Origin of the sequence: Ensifer sp. ENS09 (genome assembly GCF_014852425.1) — a bacterium.
Taxonomy (GTDB): domain Bacteria; phylum Pseudomonadota; class Alphaproteobacteria; order Rhizobiales; family Rhizobiaceae; genus Ensifer.
This window is the reverse complement of sequence record NZ_JACVBP010000003.1, coordinates 835016-851048: the sequence shown is the minus strand read 5'-3', so window position 1 is coordinate 851048 and position 16033 is coordinate 835016. Positions and strand designations below refer to the sequence as shown.

The following is a 16033-nucleotide window of genomic DNA, read 5'->3' as shown; positions in this document are numbered from 1 at the left end:
TGATGCTTGCATGGCTGTCCGTGCTGGCCGGCTAGTGCTGCGATGCTGACGGGGTTTGTCGCGCTTGTTTTTTCGAACCGCCTCGCCGAGGCCGAACGATCAGCCGAAACGGTTGGCGACCAGAAATCCGGTTGACGCGCCGACCGCTGTCACGAAGGCGCCCCAGGGAATGTCAGCGAGCGTTACCGCCAGCGGCCAATCGCGCAGGGTGGCCTGGTTCGTCAGATCGTATGTGGAATAGGCGACAATCCCGAGCACTGCACCGTTGAGGGCTGCCTTTCCCACTCCGCCGCCCTGAAGCGCCGGCAGGACCGCGAAGAAGACGATACCCGCCACATAGATGAGGTAGAAAGAAATGGCAGGCGCGAGCTTGAACGCCGGTTCGAGCCTGTCTCCCAGCAAAGGTCGGTAAAGCGTGTCGGCCATGGTCGTCAGCCAAATGGCATCAGCGACAAGGAACGCGATGCCGACGGCAAAATAGGCGATCAATGCGGTCTTCATGCCGAAACTCCGGTGGGATCTTTCGGCTTTTACGCCTTCTCCGCCTCTTCGGATCACCTCAGAGTGAACCATTCACCTTTCTGTCGCGTATGAAAGAGATGGAGGATACGCGATGAAAATCCCTCTTCTGACAGCCCTTGCCTTCTCGACACTCGCCGCTTCCGCGGCCGCCCAGCAACCGACCGACCCAAGCGGTGTCTGGATGCGCGACGACGGCAATGCCCGCGTACGCATCGCGCCATGCGGCACCAACATCTGCGCCACCAACCTTTGGATAGGCGATACGAGCAAGGGCGAGGAGGCCGGTGATCGTCTCGTGATGTCGCTCACGCAGAAAACGGCCGATACGCTCGCCGGAACGGCCTACGATCCCAAACGCAACAGGACCTATTCGATAACCGTGGTCGTCTTGGACAAATCACTGGTGACGCGCGGATGCATTCTCGGCGGCATCCTTTGCCGGGACGTGCATTGGGCGCCCGCACAGTGACGGCCGCAGGCAGGCTCAAATGACCCACCAGAGGATTTCTTGTATGACGGAAAACGGGCCGCCCTCCGAAGCGGCGGGAACCCTCTACTGCGGAAAGGTCATGCATCAGCGGCTGAGCCCCTTCGGCCACCGCTTCACCTATTCCGTCTTCTCCCTGCTCGTCGACATCGATCGACTGGAAGAGCTCGGCCGCATGACGAATCTGCTCTCCGTCGACCGGCCCGGCGTCCTGTCCTTTCACACGCGGGATCACGTCGAGCAGGAGAAAGAAACCGTGCGGGCGTTCGCCGATCGCCTGTTGGCCAAGGCGGGGATTGCAACGCCGGCAGAGCGCATCTTGCTGCTCGCGTTCCCGCGGATGTTTGGCTACGCGTTCAATCCGCTTTCCACCTATTTCGCCTATGACGCGCAAGGAAAGCTGATTGCCATCGTCTATGCTGTGCGCAACACCTTCGGCGAACGGCACAGCTATGTCGCCCCGGTGTTGCCCGGCGAAGAGAGCGCGGCCGGCATTCGCCAGAGCCGCACGAAGATCTTCCATGTTTCACCGTTCATGGACATGGGCCTGCGCTACCATTTCCGGGTATTGCCTCCGGGAAAAGCCGTGCGGCTGCGCATCCACGAGACCGCGGGAAACACGCCTATTTTGGCCGCAACGTTCAATGGCAAGGCGGCTTGCGTCTCCGACGCCAATCTCGTTCGCGCCCTCGTGCGTTTTCCCTTCATGACGCTGAAGGTCATTGCCGGTATCCATTGGGAAGCGCTCAAGCTGTGGCTGAAGGGTGCCCGTTTCCGTCGCAGTCCACCGCCGCCAGCATCCGCGAGCTTTGGTGATGAGACCGGGAGCCCTTGAAGTGGCGCAGACCGGAGGCTGGCGACATCGTTTTTTATCCCCAGCGGCTGGCAACGGATCGAAGAAACCTACGCTCCCTACCAGCACAATGGCGCCGCCGGGCCAGCCCCTCCGACGCGTTTGGGTGAGCCGTCATGGCGCCAGCGCCTATGCTTGGTGTCGCATACGAATTCGTTCCGCTCGGTCACCCATCAAGACGCCGCGGATCGTCGCCGCGCCCCTAAGTTGGCTGAACTCCGCCACGCGCTCCAAAAAGGGGCCTCTTCTGATAACGAAGAGGCTCCAGTTGGACTACATGCTGCCGCAACAGGGGTCGTCGCCTGCCGCAACCGCACGATTTCAGGTTACAATGGCGCCAAATGAGCGCAATTCGCCCGATAGAAGTGTATCTAGCTGATTGGAATTACACTTCCCCGCGGGCGGCCTCGTTTCGATGATCGGTTAGATTGGCGAGCATGCGTGGATGACCGCCCCTCAGATGCGAAGCAGACCACCATTTCTTTACGCTTGGACGGGGGCTTGAGCCTCCGCGCCGGCGTTAAAGGCTGATTGAGGCCGTCCAGCAATCCTCCACCGAGGCGAATGGACCTGTGCTACTCTCCTCGTTCAGAAAGCAATGCGTCGAGCTGCTCCATCTGCTCCGGCAATGCGGTCGCCGAGCCCTCTAAAGCTTCCTCGAGCGCCTCCTTCGAAGGATAGATCTCGTGGAATGTCAGCAGCGTTTTCTCGCCCTGACCCTTAAAGGTTACGGTTGTGACCGCACCTTCTTCGCCCTCATCGTTGGTCCAGACGATGCGCTCGTTCGGCACCACCTCGAGATACTTGCCGTAGAAGGCCATTGTGTCCGAACCGCCGGCGCCGAATTCCAGTCGATATTTGCCGCCGGTACGCACATCCATTTCGCACGAGACGAGCAAGATGCCGGGTGCCGACTTCGGCACCCACCAGCGCTGGAACAATTCAGGCTGGCTCCATGCCCTGAAAACCGTGCTCGGTGACGCATCAAATGTCCGCGTTACGACGAGCTCACGGTCCCCCTTGCGCTCGACCGACGTGCGGTTCTGCGCGCCAGCTGCGTCGTTAACTTGCTCATTCATCGCCTACCTCCCGTTTCAGTTCGTCGATGATTTCGTCCAGTGCCTCGAAGCGAGCCTCAAAGAGCTTGCGGTGCGCCTCGATCCACTCGGCCTCCGCCTGAAGACCGTCTTTCCCAAGCTTGCAGGTTCTCACCCGCCCGACCTTTTGCGTGACGACGAGGCCGGCCCGCTCGAGAACCTGGACGTGCTTCTTCATGCCGGTCAGCGTCATGTGGAACTGGTCCGCGAGACTCGTGATCGACGCCTCCCCTCGCCCAAGCTGATCGATTATCCCGCGGCGGGTCGCGTCGGATAGCGCCGCGAACGAAAGATCGAGAGGGGAACCTATATACTGAACCATTCAGTTCAGTTTTACCCCACCGGCGCGCGAAGCGCAAGCGTCTCGGAGCGCGTCCGCGTGCTTGACGCTTCCGCCCGATCGGGGGCGCCTCAGCAGGCGCGAAATCTTGCGCTGGCTTGCCTCGTAGGGCCGAGACTGGGCCGAATGCCCGACGACGTGCACTAAACGACGCTTCCAACGATCATCGCGCCCAATGCGGCAACCGCTTCATCTGCCAGTGTCTGCACCGTTCGGGCTTCGCCTGCCATCGCTTCGGCTGCACCCAAGATACCGACGCAGCGCAGGCTAAGCTGCTCATCCGTGAGGCTGGAGTGAACGCGCAGCGCTCCGCACATGATTTGCACGTATTCATCGATCATGGCTCTTTGTTGCGCCGCCATCTCGTCGGTGCCTTTGAGTGCCGCCGAGATGGCTGGTGCCTCGGCACCGACATCGGCGAGACAGTTGAAATATGCGCGGCTCATCACGTCGGCCAACGCCTGCAAATCCCCGGGAGCCGCGGCAAGAGCCTGTCGCAGTTTTTCAGCGTAGTTGTCTTCTAGGCGCTGGAACAGAGCCAGCAACAAGCCCGGCCGCGTGGCAAAGTGCTCATAGGTGACGGGGCGGCTGACGCCGGCGCGTGCAGCCAGTGTCGCAAGGGTCAGTTCGTCCGCCCCCTTGTCCCGGACGATCTCCATCGCCAAATCGATCAACTGCTCACGCCGCTGATCCTTGGGCATCTTCGCCATTCTCGCTCCACTTGCTTTCTACATTTTGTAAGTTACATTTTGTAGGAAATAAAATCAAGGAAGGAATGCGTGATGAGCGATGTCAGCGTAGTGGGGCTCGGAGAAATGGGCAGCGCGTTGGCGCGGGCCCTGGTCGGTGCCGGCAACGGCGTGACGGTCTGGAACCGCAACATGTCGAAGGCTCCTCCGCTGATTGCACTCGGCGCGACAGCTGCCGACACAGTCGCCGGGGCATTAAAAGCCAGTCCGGTGACCGTGATCTGCCTCTCGGATTATGCGGCAACACTGTCGCTCCTCGACGAACCTGTAGCCCGGGAAGCGCTCGAGGGAAAATTGGTGATCCAGCTCAGCTCCGGCACACCTGACCATGCCCGCTCGTTCGATGGCTGGATCAGAGATCACGGCGCGCGTTATGTTGAGGGCGCCATCGCTGCCTGGCCACGCCAGATCGGCGGTCCGGAGGCCGCAATCACAGTCGCCGGTTCCGAGAAAGCGTTTGCCGCCGCTGAGCCTTTGCTCAGGACACTGGCCGGCAACATCAACTATGCAGGTACGAACATTGGCCACCCGGCGACGCTGGCCAATGCCGGCCTCGCGTACTTTGCCGGACACTGGCTCGGCTTTGTCCACGGTGCCGCTGTATGCGAAGCAGAAGGCATCGATCCGGCCGTGTTTGGCGACATGATGGCTGAGATCGCGCCGATGTTTGCTGACGACATGCTGAGGATGGGCAAGGCCATGGCCGAAAACCGCTTCGACAGCGCCGAGGCTACCATCAAGACGATTTCCGCCGACCTCCGCTGGCTCGCCGAATATGCAGAGCGTACCGGGATCAGCAACGCATTTCCACGGCTGGCGGCCGATATCTTTCAGCAGGCCCAGGATGCCGGCGCGGGCGCCCAACAGCATGGCGCCGTGATCAAGGTCATCCGGCCCACAAGCAGTAGCCACCGCGACGCGTAGCGGATGCGAGCTAGCCGGTGGCCAATCGAGACATGAGGGCGAGTGATCAGGGCCTCGCCCTCACCTGCCCGGCTGCGTCCGAGACTGGCAATGTCTATGATGCCATCCTGTGTTGCGCCCCGTCACAGTTGACGGCTCGCGATCAGGGCGCATCGACCGAAAGCTCCTAAAGGCGGCGACCTGCCACTTGTTCTCCAGCCTTTGCCGAAATAATCTTCGTTGGTGGGAGTGGCTTTCGCGTGAACACCAATGTTGTGATCGTCGGCGCCGGGCCCGCGGGCCTCGCGGTCGGCGCCTGCCTGACACGGGCGGGTCTCGATTTCATTATCCTTGAAAAGGCGCGCGAGATCGCGCCGGCCTGGCGACGTCATTATCGGCGCCTCCACCTGCATACGGTCAAGGCGTTCTCCTCGTTGCCGCACATGTCATTCCCGGAGAACTATCCGCGCTACGTGCCGCGCGAAAAGATGGTCGAGTATCTCGACGCCTACGCCGCGCGTTTCGCGCTCCGGCCGCACTTCTGCGAGACGGTCAACTCCATCCGCCGCGAGAACGGCAACTACCTCGTCGAGACCGGCACGAAAACCGTGTCCGCTCGCCACGTCGTCATCGCCAGCGGCAACAATGCCGAGCCCGTCGTTCCCAATCTGCCCGAAATGGGGACCTTCGCCGGCAGCCTGTTGCATAGCGCTGACTATGCCGATGCCACCCCCTTCGTTGGCCAATCGGTACTGGTGATCGGCATGGGCAACACCGGGGCCGAGATTGCGCTCGACCTTGCCGAGTTCGGCGCCCGGCCGACCCTGTCGGTACGCAACGGCGTCCACATTGTGCCGAGACAGCTCTTCGGCGTACCGATCCAGATGGTTGCAATGGCCACCCGGTTGCTGCCGCGAGCGGTGAACGACGCGTTTTTCCCGATCATTCTCGACTTTGCGCTGGGCAAGCCTGAAGAATTCGGCATCGTCAGACCAAAGCATGGCATCCTTGAGCAGGTCGCTGCCGGGCACATCCCGGTCATCGATGTCGGCACTGTTGCAGCGATCAAGTCCGGCAACATCAAGGTGGCACCTGCCATCACGCGTTTCACCGAGCGCGGCGTCATCTTTGTTTCTGGCAGACAGGCAGAGTTCGACAACGTCATCCTTGCCACCGGCTACCGACCAAGTTTCGAGAAATTTCTGCCTGCGAACCTTCGCCCCGGAACAAGCGGCGTCACGCGGCAGTCCGCCGAACTCGGCCTTTATCTGGTCGGCTTCCACAATCCAGTCACCGGCCTGCTCCGGGAAATCGGCCGAGAGGCGGCCGCGGTGACCGCCAACATCGAGCGACAAAGCCGCGTAAAGTAATTGCTGCGAATGTGTGCGATGGTGGAAAGTGTGCGCAAATGAGGCGGGCTACCCGGTTCGCCTAGCCGCGTCCAAAACCAGCGCTCGCGTGGCATCATCCATCGACTCCGAAGTCGAAAGGACAAGCGCGCCGATCGATTTTGGAAACGCCGACGAAACTGTCGATGCCGGCCAAGCGACTTTCAGCGTGTTTGATGGCGGCCATCTCGCCGGTATGTCGGATCCAGTTGCTTTGGCTCGCTCACCGGTCCCTCTGTTTCCTCAAATCCAAACACGCTGCGGCCGCCCCATTCGGGCGAACGGTGAAACTCTCCGGCAACGATTTCCTTAAGGTCCGGGCCAGTGGCGTATCTCTCGAGCTGCCGTGCCTGGTCGTCCAGACGCCTCAGCGCCTCAAGCTCCTCGCCAAGTCCCAGCCGCGCCTTCGTCACTGCCGATCGCATGACCGCAATCGTGTGGTCATAGACCTTGAGCGGCACCGGAAACGGATGGCGATCCTTGCCTCCATGGGCAAGCGAAAACCGCGCCGGGTCGGCGAAACGGCAAGGGGCGCCGTGGACGACCTCCGCCACCATCGCGAGCGCGTTGACCGTGCGGGCACCGACGCCCGGAACCATCAACAGCTGCTCGAAATCTTCGGGGCCGCGATCGGCGGCCGCAGAAAGTGTCGCATGCAGCCGTCGCATGTTGACGTTTTCCTCCCGCACATCGTGGTGCGCCGGCATCACGAGATGCGGGAGCAAAGGCTGATCAACCTTTTTCGACCTTCCCTTTGGATCCAGAGCAACGACTTCCCGGACAATTCGGTCCGGCCCAAGCGACGCCAAAAGATCAAGCTGCCCATTGCGCGAGGCGGCGGCCCGCTTGTCTGCGAGATTGACGATTTCCCCCTGCCCTCTTCCTTCGATCGCTGCATGGGGAGAGTCGACGAAACTCGAAACACCTTCGGAGAACCAATGATAGCGCCGGGCCTGGCGTTTATCGCCGTTCATGCCCTGCTGCACCACCACCCATTTGCCGTCATCGGCAACGATGAAGCCGTGAAGGTAGAGATCGAAGCCATCCTGGACAGCCGCGCTGTCGACTTTTGCAACAAGCCGGCTGGTGTCAGCAAGCCCGGCACCATCGAAGCCGACGCGGTTGCCGATGGCGATCAGTTCGTCGGGCGTCTGCCGCGAATGCCGCCCGCGGCCACCGCAGACGCTTATCCCGAGATCCCGGGAACGAGAAGCCAGACCACGCTTGAGAGCGCCGATGACACTGGTCGTGATGCCGGAAGAGTGCCAATCCATGCCCATGACGCAGCCGAAGGACTGGAACCAGAAAGGATGGGCCAGCCGACGCAGAAACTCGTCACGGCCATATTCGATGACGATGGCTTCGGCGATGATCGTCCCGAGCTTCGTCATGCGGTCTCCGAGCCAAGGAGGAACCCTGCCGCCATGAAGAGGGAGATCTGCACTTCCAGCTCGCTGAACCATTCGTGTCTTATAGGCCGCTTACAGGCGTTGCGACAGAGTAAAGTTCTGTGAATGTTCCAGCCCGCGGAATTCAGAACACGAACGACCTTGAACGCAGCACTTCGAACTGGCGGTAGCGAGAACAAACGCTGAGACCGTATCGGGCATGACGCTCCAGGAGATTCCCCTGGAGCGTCACCGGTTTGCCTCAAGCTACCTGGATTTGCCAGCAGATCACGCGACCATCATCGGCATCAATGCGCTCCCCCGTACGCAGGAAGCCATTGCTTTCAAGTACGCGCTGAGAGGCCACGTTTTCCGTGCCCGTTTCTGCCGAGACGTGCGTGACCCGCGGATCATGCAACGCCCATTCAAGCATCTGGCGCACACCCTTGGTCGCAAACCCGCGGCCTTGGCGACTTGGCGCGACCCCGTAACCGATATGGAGATCGCCTTCGGGCGAAACCCGTATCACAGAGCAAAGACCAACGATCTCGCCATCATGTACGATCCACCAAGCCGACGGGGCAAAACTTCGCCTTGTTTCGAAAGCGAGGTTGCGCAGCATTTCCATCACCTCTGGCGGAGCGATCACAGTATCTGCGGCAAGGTACAGGCCTTCGCGCACGACGCCTCCAGGCATCGCGATGAAATCATCATCAATTGCTTCGATGAGCATTTTTCGGCTTTCTGATCTGTCAGGTGTCCAAAGCCGAACAGTGAGCGCGCTTATCTATGCCGAACCTGACGACATCAACGCACGCACCGCTGCGGCCAACGATTTTGGGAACAACTCAACGGCAATCATAGGCCTTCTCCTGCGGTTGAGCGCGACGCTACTCGATCCCAGTCGAAACGACAACGCGTTGCTGCCCCTCACCGGTCGCGACTTTAAGGCGTAAGCAGCCCGGCAACGAGGCGATGCAGATCTCAGTTGTTGAGGCTTGCCAGCGGTATGCGAAGCGCCAGACAAAGTCCGTCGGTCCGCCAATTTCGCACCAGCGATCCGTTCAGCCCCAGAACGGCCGCTTTCTCCAGCGTCGTGCCAAATCCCGTCCTTTCGGAACTCTCGGATAACGGATGTGAGCCGTGTTCACTCCACTTGACGTGAAGTTCCTCGTCGATGGTCGAAACGTCGATGGTCAGTTGCCCCGCGGGGACGGAAAGGGCGCCATATTTGACAGCGTTGGTGGTCAGCTCGTGCAGAAGGAGCGCAAGGGACGTCAGTGCCTTGTCGCCGAGCGGAGCATCCGATCCGGATATCATGACACGAGAACCGTGAGCGTGGTCGTGTGGTGCAACGATTGCCTTCAACAGGGCTACAACCGTCGTCGCAATCTCTGCACGATTGTCCTCCCGAACAAGCTCGGGCAGTGTAAGCTCGTGAGCGCGAGACAGCGCGTGCAGCCGCGACCGCAGATCAGCCTCGAGATCGGAGACGGTTTCGGCTTGCCTGGCACTGACCGAGATCAACCCGGCGGTGAGGCTGAACAGGTTCTTGATCCGGTGATTGATTTCCCGCAGCAGAATATCCTTGTGCTCCGCTGCCTGTTTGAGCGCCTGCGCCTGGGCAGCGAGTTCATCTCGTTGGGCGGCAAGTTGCTGCCGCTGCCGGTAAAGTTCGAAGAACACGTTGATCTTGCTGGCCAGGACGTCCGGTTCAATCGGCTTTTGAATGAAGTCCACCGCGCCAGCTTCGTAGCCGCGAAATCGGCGTTGGCCGTCTGCGATACCGGCCGTCACGAAAATGATGGGAATGTGCCGCGTGCGCTCGTTGCCGCGCATCAGCTCGGCAAGTTCGAAACCGTCGAGACCTGGCATCTGAACATCGACGAGCGCGAGCGCTACGTCTTGTCGAAGCAGGATCTCAAGCGCCTGATCACCGGACCGCGCTTTCATGAGGAGGCGATCGTCGCGGCGAAGCAGTGCCTCCAGCGACAGGAGGTTTTCCTCGAGGTCATCGACCAGTAGAAACGGGACGGGCTCCATAATTATTCTCAGACCTCTTTCAAGTATTCGGCAATGGCATCGAGCGTCAGGATAAGAGCGCTCGGGCAAGACTGGATTGCGGCTTCCGGCATGGCGCGAGCGTGGGCGCCTTCAGGGATTTGCACGATCGCCGTCCCGCCTGCTTCATGGACTGCCGCCAGGCCATCCGCCCCATCACGATTGGCACCGGTCAGGACAATCGCGACAAGAGCCGGCCCGAAGGCATCGGCAGCACTTTCGAAAAGTATGTCGATCGACGGGCGGGAAAAGAGGACAGGCTCATCCGAAGAGAGGGACAGGTTGCCGTCCGTTTCCACGAGCAGATGATAGTCCGGCGGCGCAAAATAGATCGTGCCGGCCTCGAGCGACTGCTTGTCCTCGGCCTCTTCGACAGGCAACAGGCACTTTGCACGGAACAGGTCGACCATAAGGCTCGGTCTGTCCGATGGAATGTGAACGACCACGATCACGGGCAGCGCGAAGCTGCGCGGCAGCGCCGGCAGGATGGCCGAAAGCGCTTCGACGGCCCCGGCCGACGCGCCAATGATCACTGCTTGGGCTTTTGCGGGCGTCATTCGGCACGCCTTTGGTAGATTTTCTCCTCACGCACGAAATCCGTGAACGCATCGGCATGAAGGGAAAATCGCAGGTTCTCCTTGGCGCCGAGCCCAAGGAACCCCTTGCGGGCGAGCGAGTCCTTGAAAAGACCCACGGCTCGGTCCTGGAGCGCGCGGTCGAAGTAGATCATGACGTTGCGGCACGATATGAGGTGCATTTCTGCAAAAACAGCGTCGGTAACCAGGCTGTGGTCCGAAAACACGACGTTGCGGCGCAAGGTCTTATCGAACAGCGCCTTGCCGTACGCCGCCTGATAATAGTCCGACAACGATGACTTTCCGCCGGATTTTCGATGGTTCTCGGTGAAAAGCTGTATTCTGTCGAGGGCATAGACGCCCGCCTCGGCCGCCTCCAGCGCTTCGTGACTGATGTCAGTGGCATAGAAGATCGTTCGATCTTCGAGGCCTTCTTCTCGAAACAGGATAACAAGCGAGTAAAGCTCCTCGCCGCTGCTGCAGCCAGCAATCCACACCTTCAAGGAAGGGTAGGTCTTCAAGTGGGGAACGACCTTTTCCCGGATCGCCTGGAAATAACTGGGGTCACGAAACATCTCGCTTACCTGAACCGTCAGAAAGCGCAGCAATTGCGGCAGCATTGCCTGATCGTGCAGAAGTGCCTCCTGCATCGCCGAGAAAGTTTCGAACCCCAGTTGTTCGCGCGCCTTCTTCAGCCGTCGCTTGATCGACGCCAACGCATAGTTGCGAAAGTCGTAGTGGTATTTGAGAAACAGCGCTTCCAGCAGCAGCCGGATTTCGATGTCTTCCACCTTTTCAACCGCGGCGGCTTCGGTCATTTGGGCATCCATACGCGCACCAGCGACAGCAGTCTGTCGACGTCCAGCGGCTTGGCCATGTAATCATTCGCGCCAGCTTCGATGCAGCGCTCCTGATCGTCCGGCATCGCCTTGGCTGTCAGCGCAATGATCGGCAACTTCCTCCAAGCCGGGTTCCTTCGAATCTCGGCGGTTGCGACCAACCCATCCATAACGGGCATCATGACGTCCATCAGCACGAGTTCGATCGGGCGCCCTGGGCCAGATGACGCTTTTTCGAGGGCGTCCAGCGCCTCGCGCCCGTTGCGCGCGATCTCGACGATCGCGCCGCGCGGTTCAAGAATGTTGGTCAGCGCGTAGACGTTTCGGATATCGTCTTCCACCACGAGGATGCGACGGCCCTCCAACAGCGCATCGCGGTTTCGCGCCTTGCGGATCATCTTTTGCTGCTCGTCCGGCAGTTCCGATATCACCTGATGCAGGAACAGGCTCACTTCATCGAGCAGCCGCTCGGGGGATTTCGCCCCCTTGATGATGATTGACTTCGAGTATCGCCTCAACTTCTGCTCATCATCCGCCGAGAGTTCGCGTCCGGTGTAAACGATGACAGGCGGGAAGGCATAGGCGCTCTGCGAACTCAACGTCTCCAGCAACGAATAGCCGGACGCGTCAGGCAACGACAGGTCAAGCACCATGCAGTCGAAAGTCTGGTGCTTGAGGAGGTCAAGGCATTCGGCGGCGGTGCTCGCGGTCACCGTCTCGACGTCCTGGGTACCGATCAGTTTTGCGACCGCCTCGCGCTGAACCGGATCGTCCTCGACGACCAGGACGCGATGCATCTGTTTCGTAAAACGCGCCTCAAGTTTTTGCAGAACTTTCAACAGCTCTTCTCGATTGACGGGCTTGATGGCATAGCCCGCGGCCCCGAGAGAGTAAGCACTCTCGGCATGATCGCTGCCCGACACGACATGGATGGGAATATGACGGGTCAAGACATCATGCTTCAACCGGTCAAGCACGGCCAGGCCCGATTGGTCCGGCAGCCCGATATCGAGCACGATGGCGCTTGGCATGAACTCCTTGGCAAGTGAGAGTGCCTCTTCGGCCGTTGCCGCGACAATTGCCTGGAACCCCATTTCCCTCGACAGGTCGCGAACGATAGCTGCAAAAGTGTCGTCATCTTCGATGACCAGCAACACACGTCTGGTATCGCTCAGAACGTCGCGGTCGTCATCGATCCGGCGGATCGGCACTGGCGTTGCTGCAGGCACCTTTGAGGCGGTGCCCGCCATCGGGAGCGAACGCGCGCGTGGTTCAAGAGGCGTTTGCTTGGCTGGCTCGTATCGCTCAGCGATCGAGAAAGCGAAGGTGCTACCCTTGCCCACCTGGCTATCAAGCGTGATCGCTCCTCCCAACAGCCGCGTCAATTGCCGAGATATGGAAAGGCCGAGGCCGGTGCCGCCATACTTGCGACTGATCGTGCCGTCGGCCTGATGAAACGCGTCAAAGATCGCATTCTGGTGTTCCTGCGCAATCCCGATCCCGGTGTCGCTGACGCGGAAGCTGATCTTGCCGTCGCCCGCAGGCCCGATCGACAAGGTGACCTTACCTGCCTCGGTGAACTTGATCGCGTTTGAAATCAAGTTCTTGAGGATCTGTTCGAGCCGCAGCGGATCGGTTTCGATGCTGACGGGGCATTCCTCAGCAAGTTCAACGGAGAACCCGAGTTTCTTCTCGGTCGCCAACGGCAGAAACACCTGGCGCAGGTTGCCGGCCAATCGCTCGAGCGACACGGTTTCCGGTCGGATTTCCACATGCCCGGCCTCGATCTTGGAGAGATCGAGAATATCGTTGATCAGGTTCAAGAGATCATTGCCCGAGGATTGGATCGTCTTGGCGAACTTCACCTGCTCCTGGGTCAGGTTTTCGTCTGGATTGTCCGCAAGCAGCTTGGCCAGGATCAGCGAAGAGTTGAGTGGCGTGCGCAACTCGTGGGACATGTTCGCAAGGAAGTCGGATTTGTATCGGCTTGCCTGCTCCAGTTCTTTCGCCTTGGCCGACATCGATACGTTTGCGCGCTCCAGTTCATCGCGCTGAAGCTCGAGCCGCTGGGCTTGTGTTTCCAGCTGAGCATTGTTTTGCTCAAGTTCAATCTGCTGCTGCTCAAGGTGCGCCTGAGATTCCTTCAGCGCCCGCCCCTGTTCCTCGAGCTCCTCGTTGGAAACGCGCAACTCCTCGCTTTGCGTCTGCAATTCCTCGGACTGCCTTTGCGTTTCCTCCAGCAGGTTGTGGAGCTGGCCGCGATAGGTTGCTGACTTCACGGCAGTCGCGATTGCCTCCGACGCGCGATCAAGAAGGGTGACGATCGTCTCATCGATCGGCGTTAGAAAGCCGAGTTCGATCACCGAATTCACCGACCCGTCGACCCTGCCCGTCTGGATCGCGAGATGGCGCGGTTTGTCCATCCCAAGCCCGGAACCGAAGGTCAGGTAGCCGTCCGGGACATCGTCGACCACGATTGCCCCCCCTTCCGCAACCGCTTGGCCCAGGAGACCTTCGCGAGGCCGAATAGTCATTGGCAGGTTCGCCTCGGGCGGAACGCCACGGACAGAAGCCCGCTGGAACGAACCGTCACCGCGAATGAAGATCGCTCCGGCAACGGCGCCGGCATATGGCGCCAGAAAGTCGAGGATACTGTTGCCCAGCTGCTCGATCGACTGATCGCCCATCATCGCCGATGCCAACCCGACCTGCCCGGCCTGAAGCCACTCATCCCTGCGGCGGGCGATCGTGGCCTTGCGGATGAGGAGGACGATTGCTGCGGTCAAAGCAATGCCGAGAAGAGCAGAAAGCAGAGTGCTGAGGCGCGCCGTCTTCTGCGCGCTTTCCATTTCAGCCAGCCGATCAAGGCGAACTTCCAACTCTGCGCCCGATATTGCCGCGACTTGCGCGCGCACGGCATCCATTTCGATCTTACCGCGATCGGAATTCACCATCGCGATCGCTGCGTCCAGACCGTCGGCCCGTCTGACGTCAATGGTTTCGCCAAGTTCTGCAAGCTTGGCGTCCACATGTTGCCGGAGGGCGACGAGCCGCTGGCTCTGACCCGGATTGGCGGCCGTCAACTGGCCGATCTGATCGAGCTTCGGCCGGATGGCGCGAACTGCGGCATTGTAGGGAGCAAGATAGCCGCCGCTATTCGTCAACAAAAAGCCACGCTGTCCGGTCTCGGCATCCTGAACAAGCGACAACAGTTCGTCGAGAGAGACAATGGCCACGTGCGTTTGCACGATCCTCTCGTTGCCTCGCTGCAGCGCCTCCAGGTTGAGATAGGCAACGACGCTACTTGCGACAAAAAAGGTGAGGGTGCCTGCCAAGCCGAGGGCCACGCCCGGTTCCAGGCCCAAAAGCGCTCGGAACGAGCGCGAACTCAAGCTCGGTCTTCTGGTTGCGGTCGCGGACATTCAGACTCCGGGGAAAAAGCAATTGCTGAGGAGAACAGCGGCCGTTTACGGACGTTGCATTGCTGATTGAAAGACCATCCATGCAGTGGCGGTTCCTGCCGAAGCCCGAATCCAACCAGTCCATACGGGTTCGCACCGCTTCTATATTGCAATATCAGGACTGCCCACCGATGCGTACAAACTTTTGAAACAAACGGCCGTTTGTTCACTCATCTTCCCAGAAACCTCCCCCTTGAAACCGCGCAATTCGGGACTTGCGAGCTCTAACTATGGCTCCCTCATTCTTTTTCCATCTCCGGGCCACGACGTTATTGTAGGCAGGCACCACATGTCACATTTTGGTGACACCTCACGGCTGTCACCGCAGCGGCTTCACAAAGAAACGCGCGGCACCTCCAGGAAGCGTTCCGCAGGCCCGACCAATCGCCACCGGGCAAATCCATCTCCGTGGGCGGATTCTACCTTTGCGTTTAGGGCTTGCGGTACGGTCCTCTTCAGCACGACCGCGCCAAACCCTGAGTGCGGCAACTGGTAGTTGCAATCCTTCGAGCCAAGGTGCTCATCCCATATCATTGAGAAGGCAAGGCCCGCCGGAGACGTTGCCAGCGCCCAGGTAATCGAAATCGTGCCGTCGCCCATCCGCAACACGCCACCCTTTGATGAGTGCAGGGCCAACTCGTGGATCGCCATCCCAAGATTTTCGATTGCAGCCGGCGCAAGTGCTATCCCTGGGCCAGAGATCCGACAGAACGCTTCGGCATGAAACGCCGCGATCTGCTTTTCGACCAGACCTCTCAGATCCGTTGCTTGCCAATCCGCCGATGCGATCAGGTCGTGGGATGCCGAAAGGGCCCAGATGCGGTTCTCAAGGTCCTTCTGGAAGACCGCAGGTTCCGTGTCTTCGCTCCTGCTTTGCCTGATCATCGAAAGAATGATGGCATAGTGGTTCTTGACCCGGTGGTTGACCTCCCGCAGGAGCAGGCGAATTCGCCTTTCGCGGTCCTTTGCCGCCGTGATGTCACGGGCAACCTTGGAGGCTCCGATGATGCGGCCTTTGGCGTTGCGGATCGGGGAGATCGTCAGCGAAACGCTTATGTAGCTGCCGTCCTTGCGTTGCCTGACGGTCTCGAACGGTTCAATCCGTTCACCTTTGCGCAGGCGCTGCAGCAACTCTCTCTCTTCACCGTGAAGATGAGAGGGGATGATCGTCAGGATTGATTGCCCGACCATTTGCTCGGCCGGATAACCGAACATGCGCTCAGCAGCGCCGTTCCAGGTTCGCACAGTACCATCAAGATCCTTGCTGACGATGGCGTCGAAGGACGACTCCACAATCGCTGCAAGCCTCGCCCGCAAGATATCTTCACTCCCCTCCTTGTCGAAAGAACCCAAGGGCATCGCTTACTGCT

15 protein-coding genes are annotated in these 16033 nt (G+C 60.0%); 4 read left to right on the top strand and 11 right to left on the bottom strand.

The features are described from left to right. Positions 1 to 99 precede the first annotated feature (99 nt). Entirely contained in the window at positions 100 to 501 is a 402-nt protein-coding gene (locus tag IB267_RS19105; protein WP_192449004.1) for a DUF2177 family protein, read from the bottom strand. Positions 502 to 613: 112 nt separating this feature from the next. Between IB267_RS19105 and IB267_RS19100 the strand changes: the two genes are divergently transcribed. Continuing rightward, positions 614 to 991, top strand: coding sequence for a DUF2147 domain-containing protein (locus IB267_RS19100; protein ID WP_192449003.1), 378 nt, complete (start codon positions 614 to 616; stop codon positions 989 to 991). A gap of 43 nt (positions 992 to 1034) precedes the next feature. Then, entirely contained in the window at positions 1035 to 1844 is an 810-nt protein-coding gene (locus IB267_RS19095; protein WP_246810707.1) for a DUF1365 domain-containing protein, read from the top strand. 593 nt (positions 1845 to 2437) lie between these two features. Here IB267_RS19095 and IB267_RS19090 read toward each other — a convergent pair. From IB267_RS19090 to IB267_RS19080, 3 genes are all read right to left on the bottom strand, one after another. After that, a complete protein-coding gene (locus IB267_RS19090; RefSeq protein WP_192449001.1) occupies positions 2438 to 2941 on the bottom strand; it encodes an SRPBCC family protein in 504 nt (167 codons plus the stop codon). Further along, entirely contained in the window at positions 2934 to 3281 is a 348-nt protein-coding gene (locus IB267_RS19085) for a helix-turn-helix transcriptional regulator (RefSeq protein WP_192449000.1), read from the bottom strand. Before IB267_RS19085 ends, IB267_RS19090 begins: the two co-directional genes overlap by 8 nt. 161 nt (positions 3282 to 3442) lie before the next feature. Further along, entirely contained in the window at positions 3443 to 4009 is a 567-nt protein-coding gene (locus IB267_RS19080) for a TetR/AcrR family transcriptional regulator (protein WP_246810706.1), read from the bottom strand. 72 nt (positions 4010 to 4081) lie between these two features. Here IB267_RS19080 and IB267_RS19075 point away from each other — a divergent pair, with 72 nt between their 5' ends. Next, positions 4082 to 4972, top strand: a complete 891-nt coding sequence (locus IB267_RS19075) for an NAD(P)-dependent oxidoreductase (protein WP_192448999.1) — start codon at positions 4082 to 4084, stop codon at positions 4970 to 4972. A gap of 239 nt (positions 4973 to 5211) precedes the next feature. Next, positions 5212 to 6321 carry an NAD(P)/FAD-dependent oxidoreductase gene (locus tag IB267_RS19070; protein ID WP_192448998.1) on the top strand — a complete coding sequence of 370 codons (1110 nt, stop codon included), beginning with the start codon at positions 5212 to 5214 and terminating at the stop codon, positions 6319 to 6321. 182 nt (positions 6322 to 6503) lie between these two features. On the opposite strand, the gene IB267_RS19065 is transcribed toward IB267_RS19070, so the two are convergent. The 7 genes from IB267_RS19065 to IB267_RS19035 form a co-directional block, all read right to left on the bottom strand. Further along, entirely contained in the window at positions 6504 to 7802 is a 1299-nt protein-coding gene (locus IB267_RS19065) for a DUF763 domain-containing protein (RefSeq protein WP_192448997.1), read from the bottom strand. A 187-nt stretch (positions 7803 to 7989) separates the two neighbouring features. Continuing rightward, positions 7990 to 8460 carry a GNAT family N-acetyltransferase gene (locus IB267_RS19060; RefSeq protein ID WP_192448996.1) on the bottom strand — a complete coding sequence of 157 codons (471 nt, stop codon included), beginning with the start codon at positions 8458 to 8460 and terminating at the stop codon, positions 7990 to 7992. Between the two features lie 251 nt (positions 8461 to 8711). Further along, positions 8712 to 9770: a response regulator gene (locus tag IB267_RS19055; RefSeq protein WP_192448995.1), complete on the bottom strand. Its 1059-nt coding sequence runs from the start codon at positions 9768 to 9770 to the stop codon at positions 8712 to 8714. Positions 9771 to 9778: 8 nt separating this feature from the next. After that, positions 9779 to 10345, bottom strand: a complete 567-nt coding sequence (locus IB267_RS19050) for a chemotaxis protein CheB (protein ID WP_192448994.1) — start codon at positions 10343 to 10345, stop codon at positions 9779 to 9781. Next, positions 10342 to 11181 (bottom strand): protein-glutamate O-methyltransferase CheR, encoded by an 840-nt coding sequence (locus tag IB267_RS19045; RefSeq protein ID WP_043621593.1) that lies wholly within the window; start codon positions 11179 to 11181, stop codon positions 10342 to 10344. The genes IB267_RS19050 and IB267_RS19045 overlap by 4 nt, the downstream gene beginning before the upstream one ends. Continuing rightward, positions 11178 to 14624 carry a response regulator gene (locus IB267_RS19040; protein WP_192448993.1) on the bottom strand — a complete coding sequence of 1149 codons (3447 nt, stop codon included), beginning with the start codon at positions 14622 to 14624 and terminating at the stop codon, positions 11178 to 11180. The genes IB267_RS19045 and IB267_RS19040 overlap by 4 nt, the downstream gene beginning before the upstream one ends. 372 nt (positions 14625 to 14996) lie before the next feature. After that, positions 14997 to 16022: a PAS domain S-box protein gene (locus IB267_RS19035; RefSeq protein WP_192448992.1), complete on the bottom strand. Its 1026-nt coding sequence runs from the start codon at positions 16020 to 16022 to the stop codon at positions 14997 to 14999. Between the last annotated feature and the right edge of the window lie 11 nt (positions 16023 to 16033).

Coding starts and splice junctions, on each gene's coding strand:
- IB267_RS19060 (WP_192448996.1), bottom strand. CDS start 8,460: ATGCTCATCGAAGCAATTGATGATGATTTCATCGCGATGCCTGGAGGC.
- IB267_RS19050 (WP_192448994.1), bottom strand. CDS start 10,345: ATGACGCCCGCAAAAGCCCAAGCAGTGATCATTGGCGCGTCGGCCGGG.
- IB267_RS19090 (WP_192449001.1), bottom strand. CDS start 2,941: ATGAATGAGCAAGTTAACGACGCAGCTGGCGCGCAGAACCGCACGTCG.
- IB267_RS19055 (WP_192448995.1), bottom strand. CDS start 9,770: ATGGAGCCCGTCCCGTTTCTACTGGTCGATGACCTCGAGGAAAACCTC.
- IB267_RS19035 (WP_192448992.1), bottom strand. CDS start 16,022: ATGCCCTTGGGTTCTTTCGACAAGGAGGGGAGTGAAGATATCTTGCGG.
- IB267_RS19100 (WP_192449003.1), top strand. CDS start 614: ATGAAAATCCCTCTTCTGACAGCCCTTGCCTTCTCGACACTCGCCGCT.
- IB267_RS19040 (WP_192448993.1), bottom strand. CDS start 14,624: ATGTCCGCGACCGCAACCAGAAGACCGAGCTTGAGTTCGCGCTCGTTC.
- IB267_RS19065 (WP_192448997.1), bottom strand. CDS start 7,802: ATGGTTCAGCGAGCTGGAAGTGCAGATCTCCCTCTTCATGGCGGCAGG.
- IB267_RS19095 (WP_246810707.1), top strand. CDS start 1,035: ATGACGGAAAACGGGCCGCCCTCCGAAGCGGCGGGAACCCTCTACTGC.
- IB267_RS19085 (WP_192449000.1), bottom strand. CDS start 3,281: ATGGTTCAGTATATAGGTTCCCCTCTCGATCTTTCGTTCGCGGCGCTA.
- IB267_RS19080 (WP_246810706.1), bottom strand. CDS start 4,009: ATGGCGAAGATGCCCAAGGATCAGCGGCGTGAGCAGTTGATCGATTTG.
- IB267_RS19105 (WP_192449004.1), bottom strand. CDS start 501: ATGAAGACCGCATTGATCGCCTATTTTGCCGTCGGCATCGCGTTCCTT.
- IB267_RS19045 (WP_043621593.1), bottom strand. CDS start 11,181: ATGACCGAAGCCGCCGCGGTTGAAAAGGTGGAAGACATCGAAATCCGG.
- IB267_RS19075 (WP_192448999.1), top strand. CDS start 4,082: ATGAGCGATGTCAGCGTAGTGGGGCTCGGAGAAATGGGCAGCGCGTTG.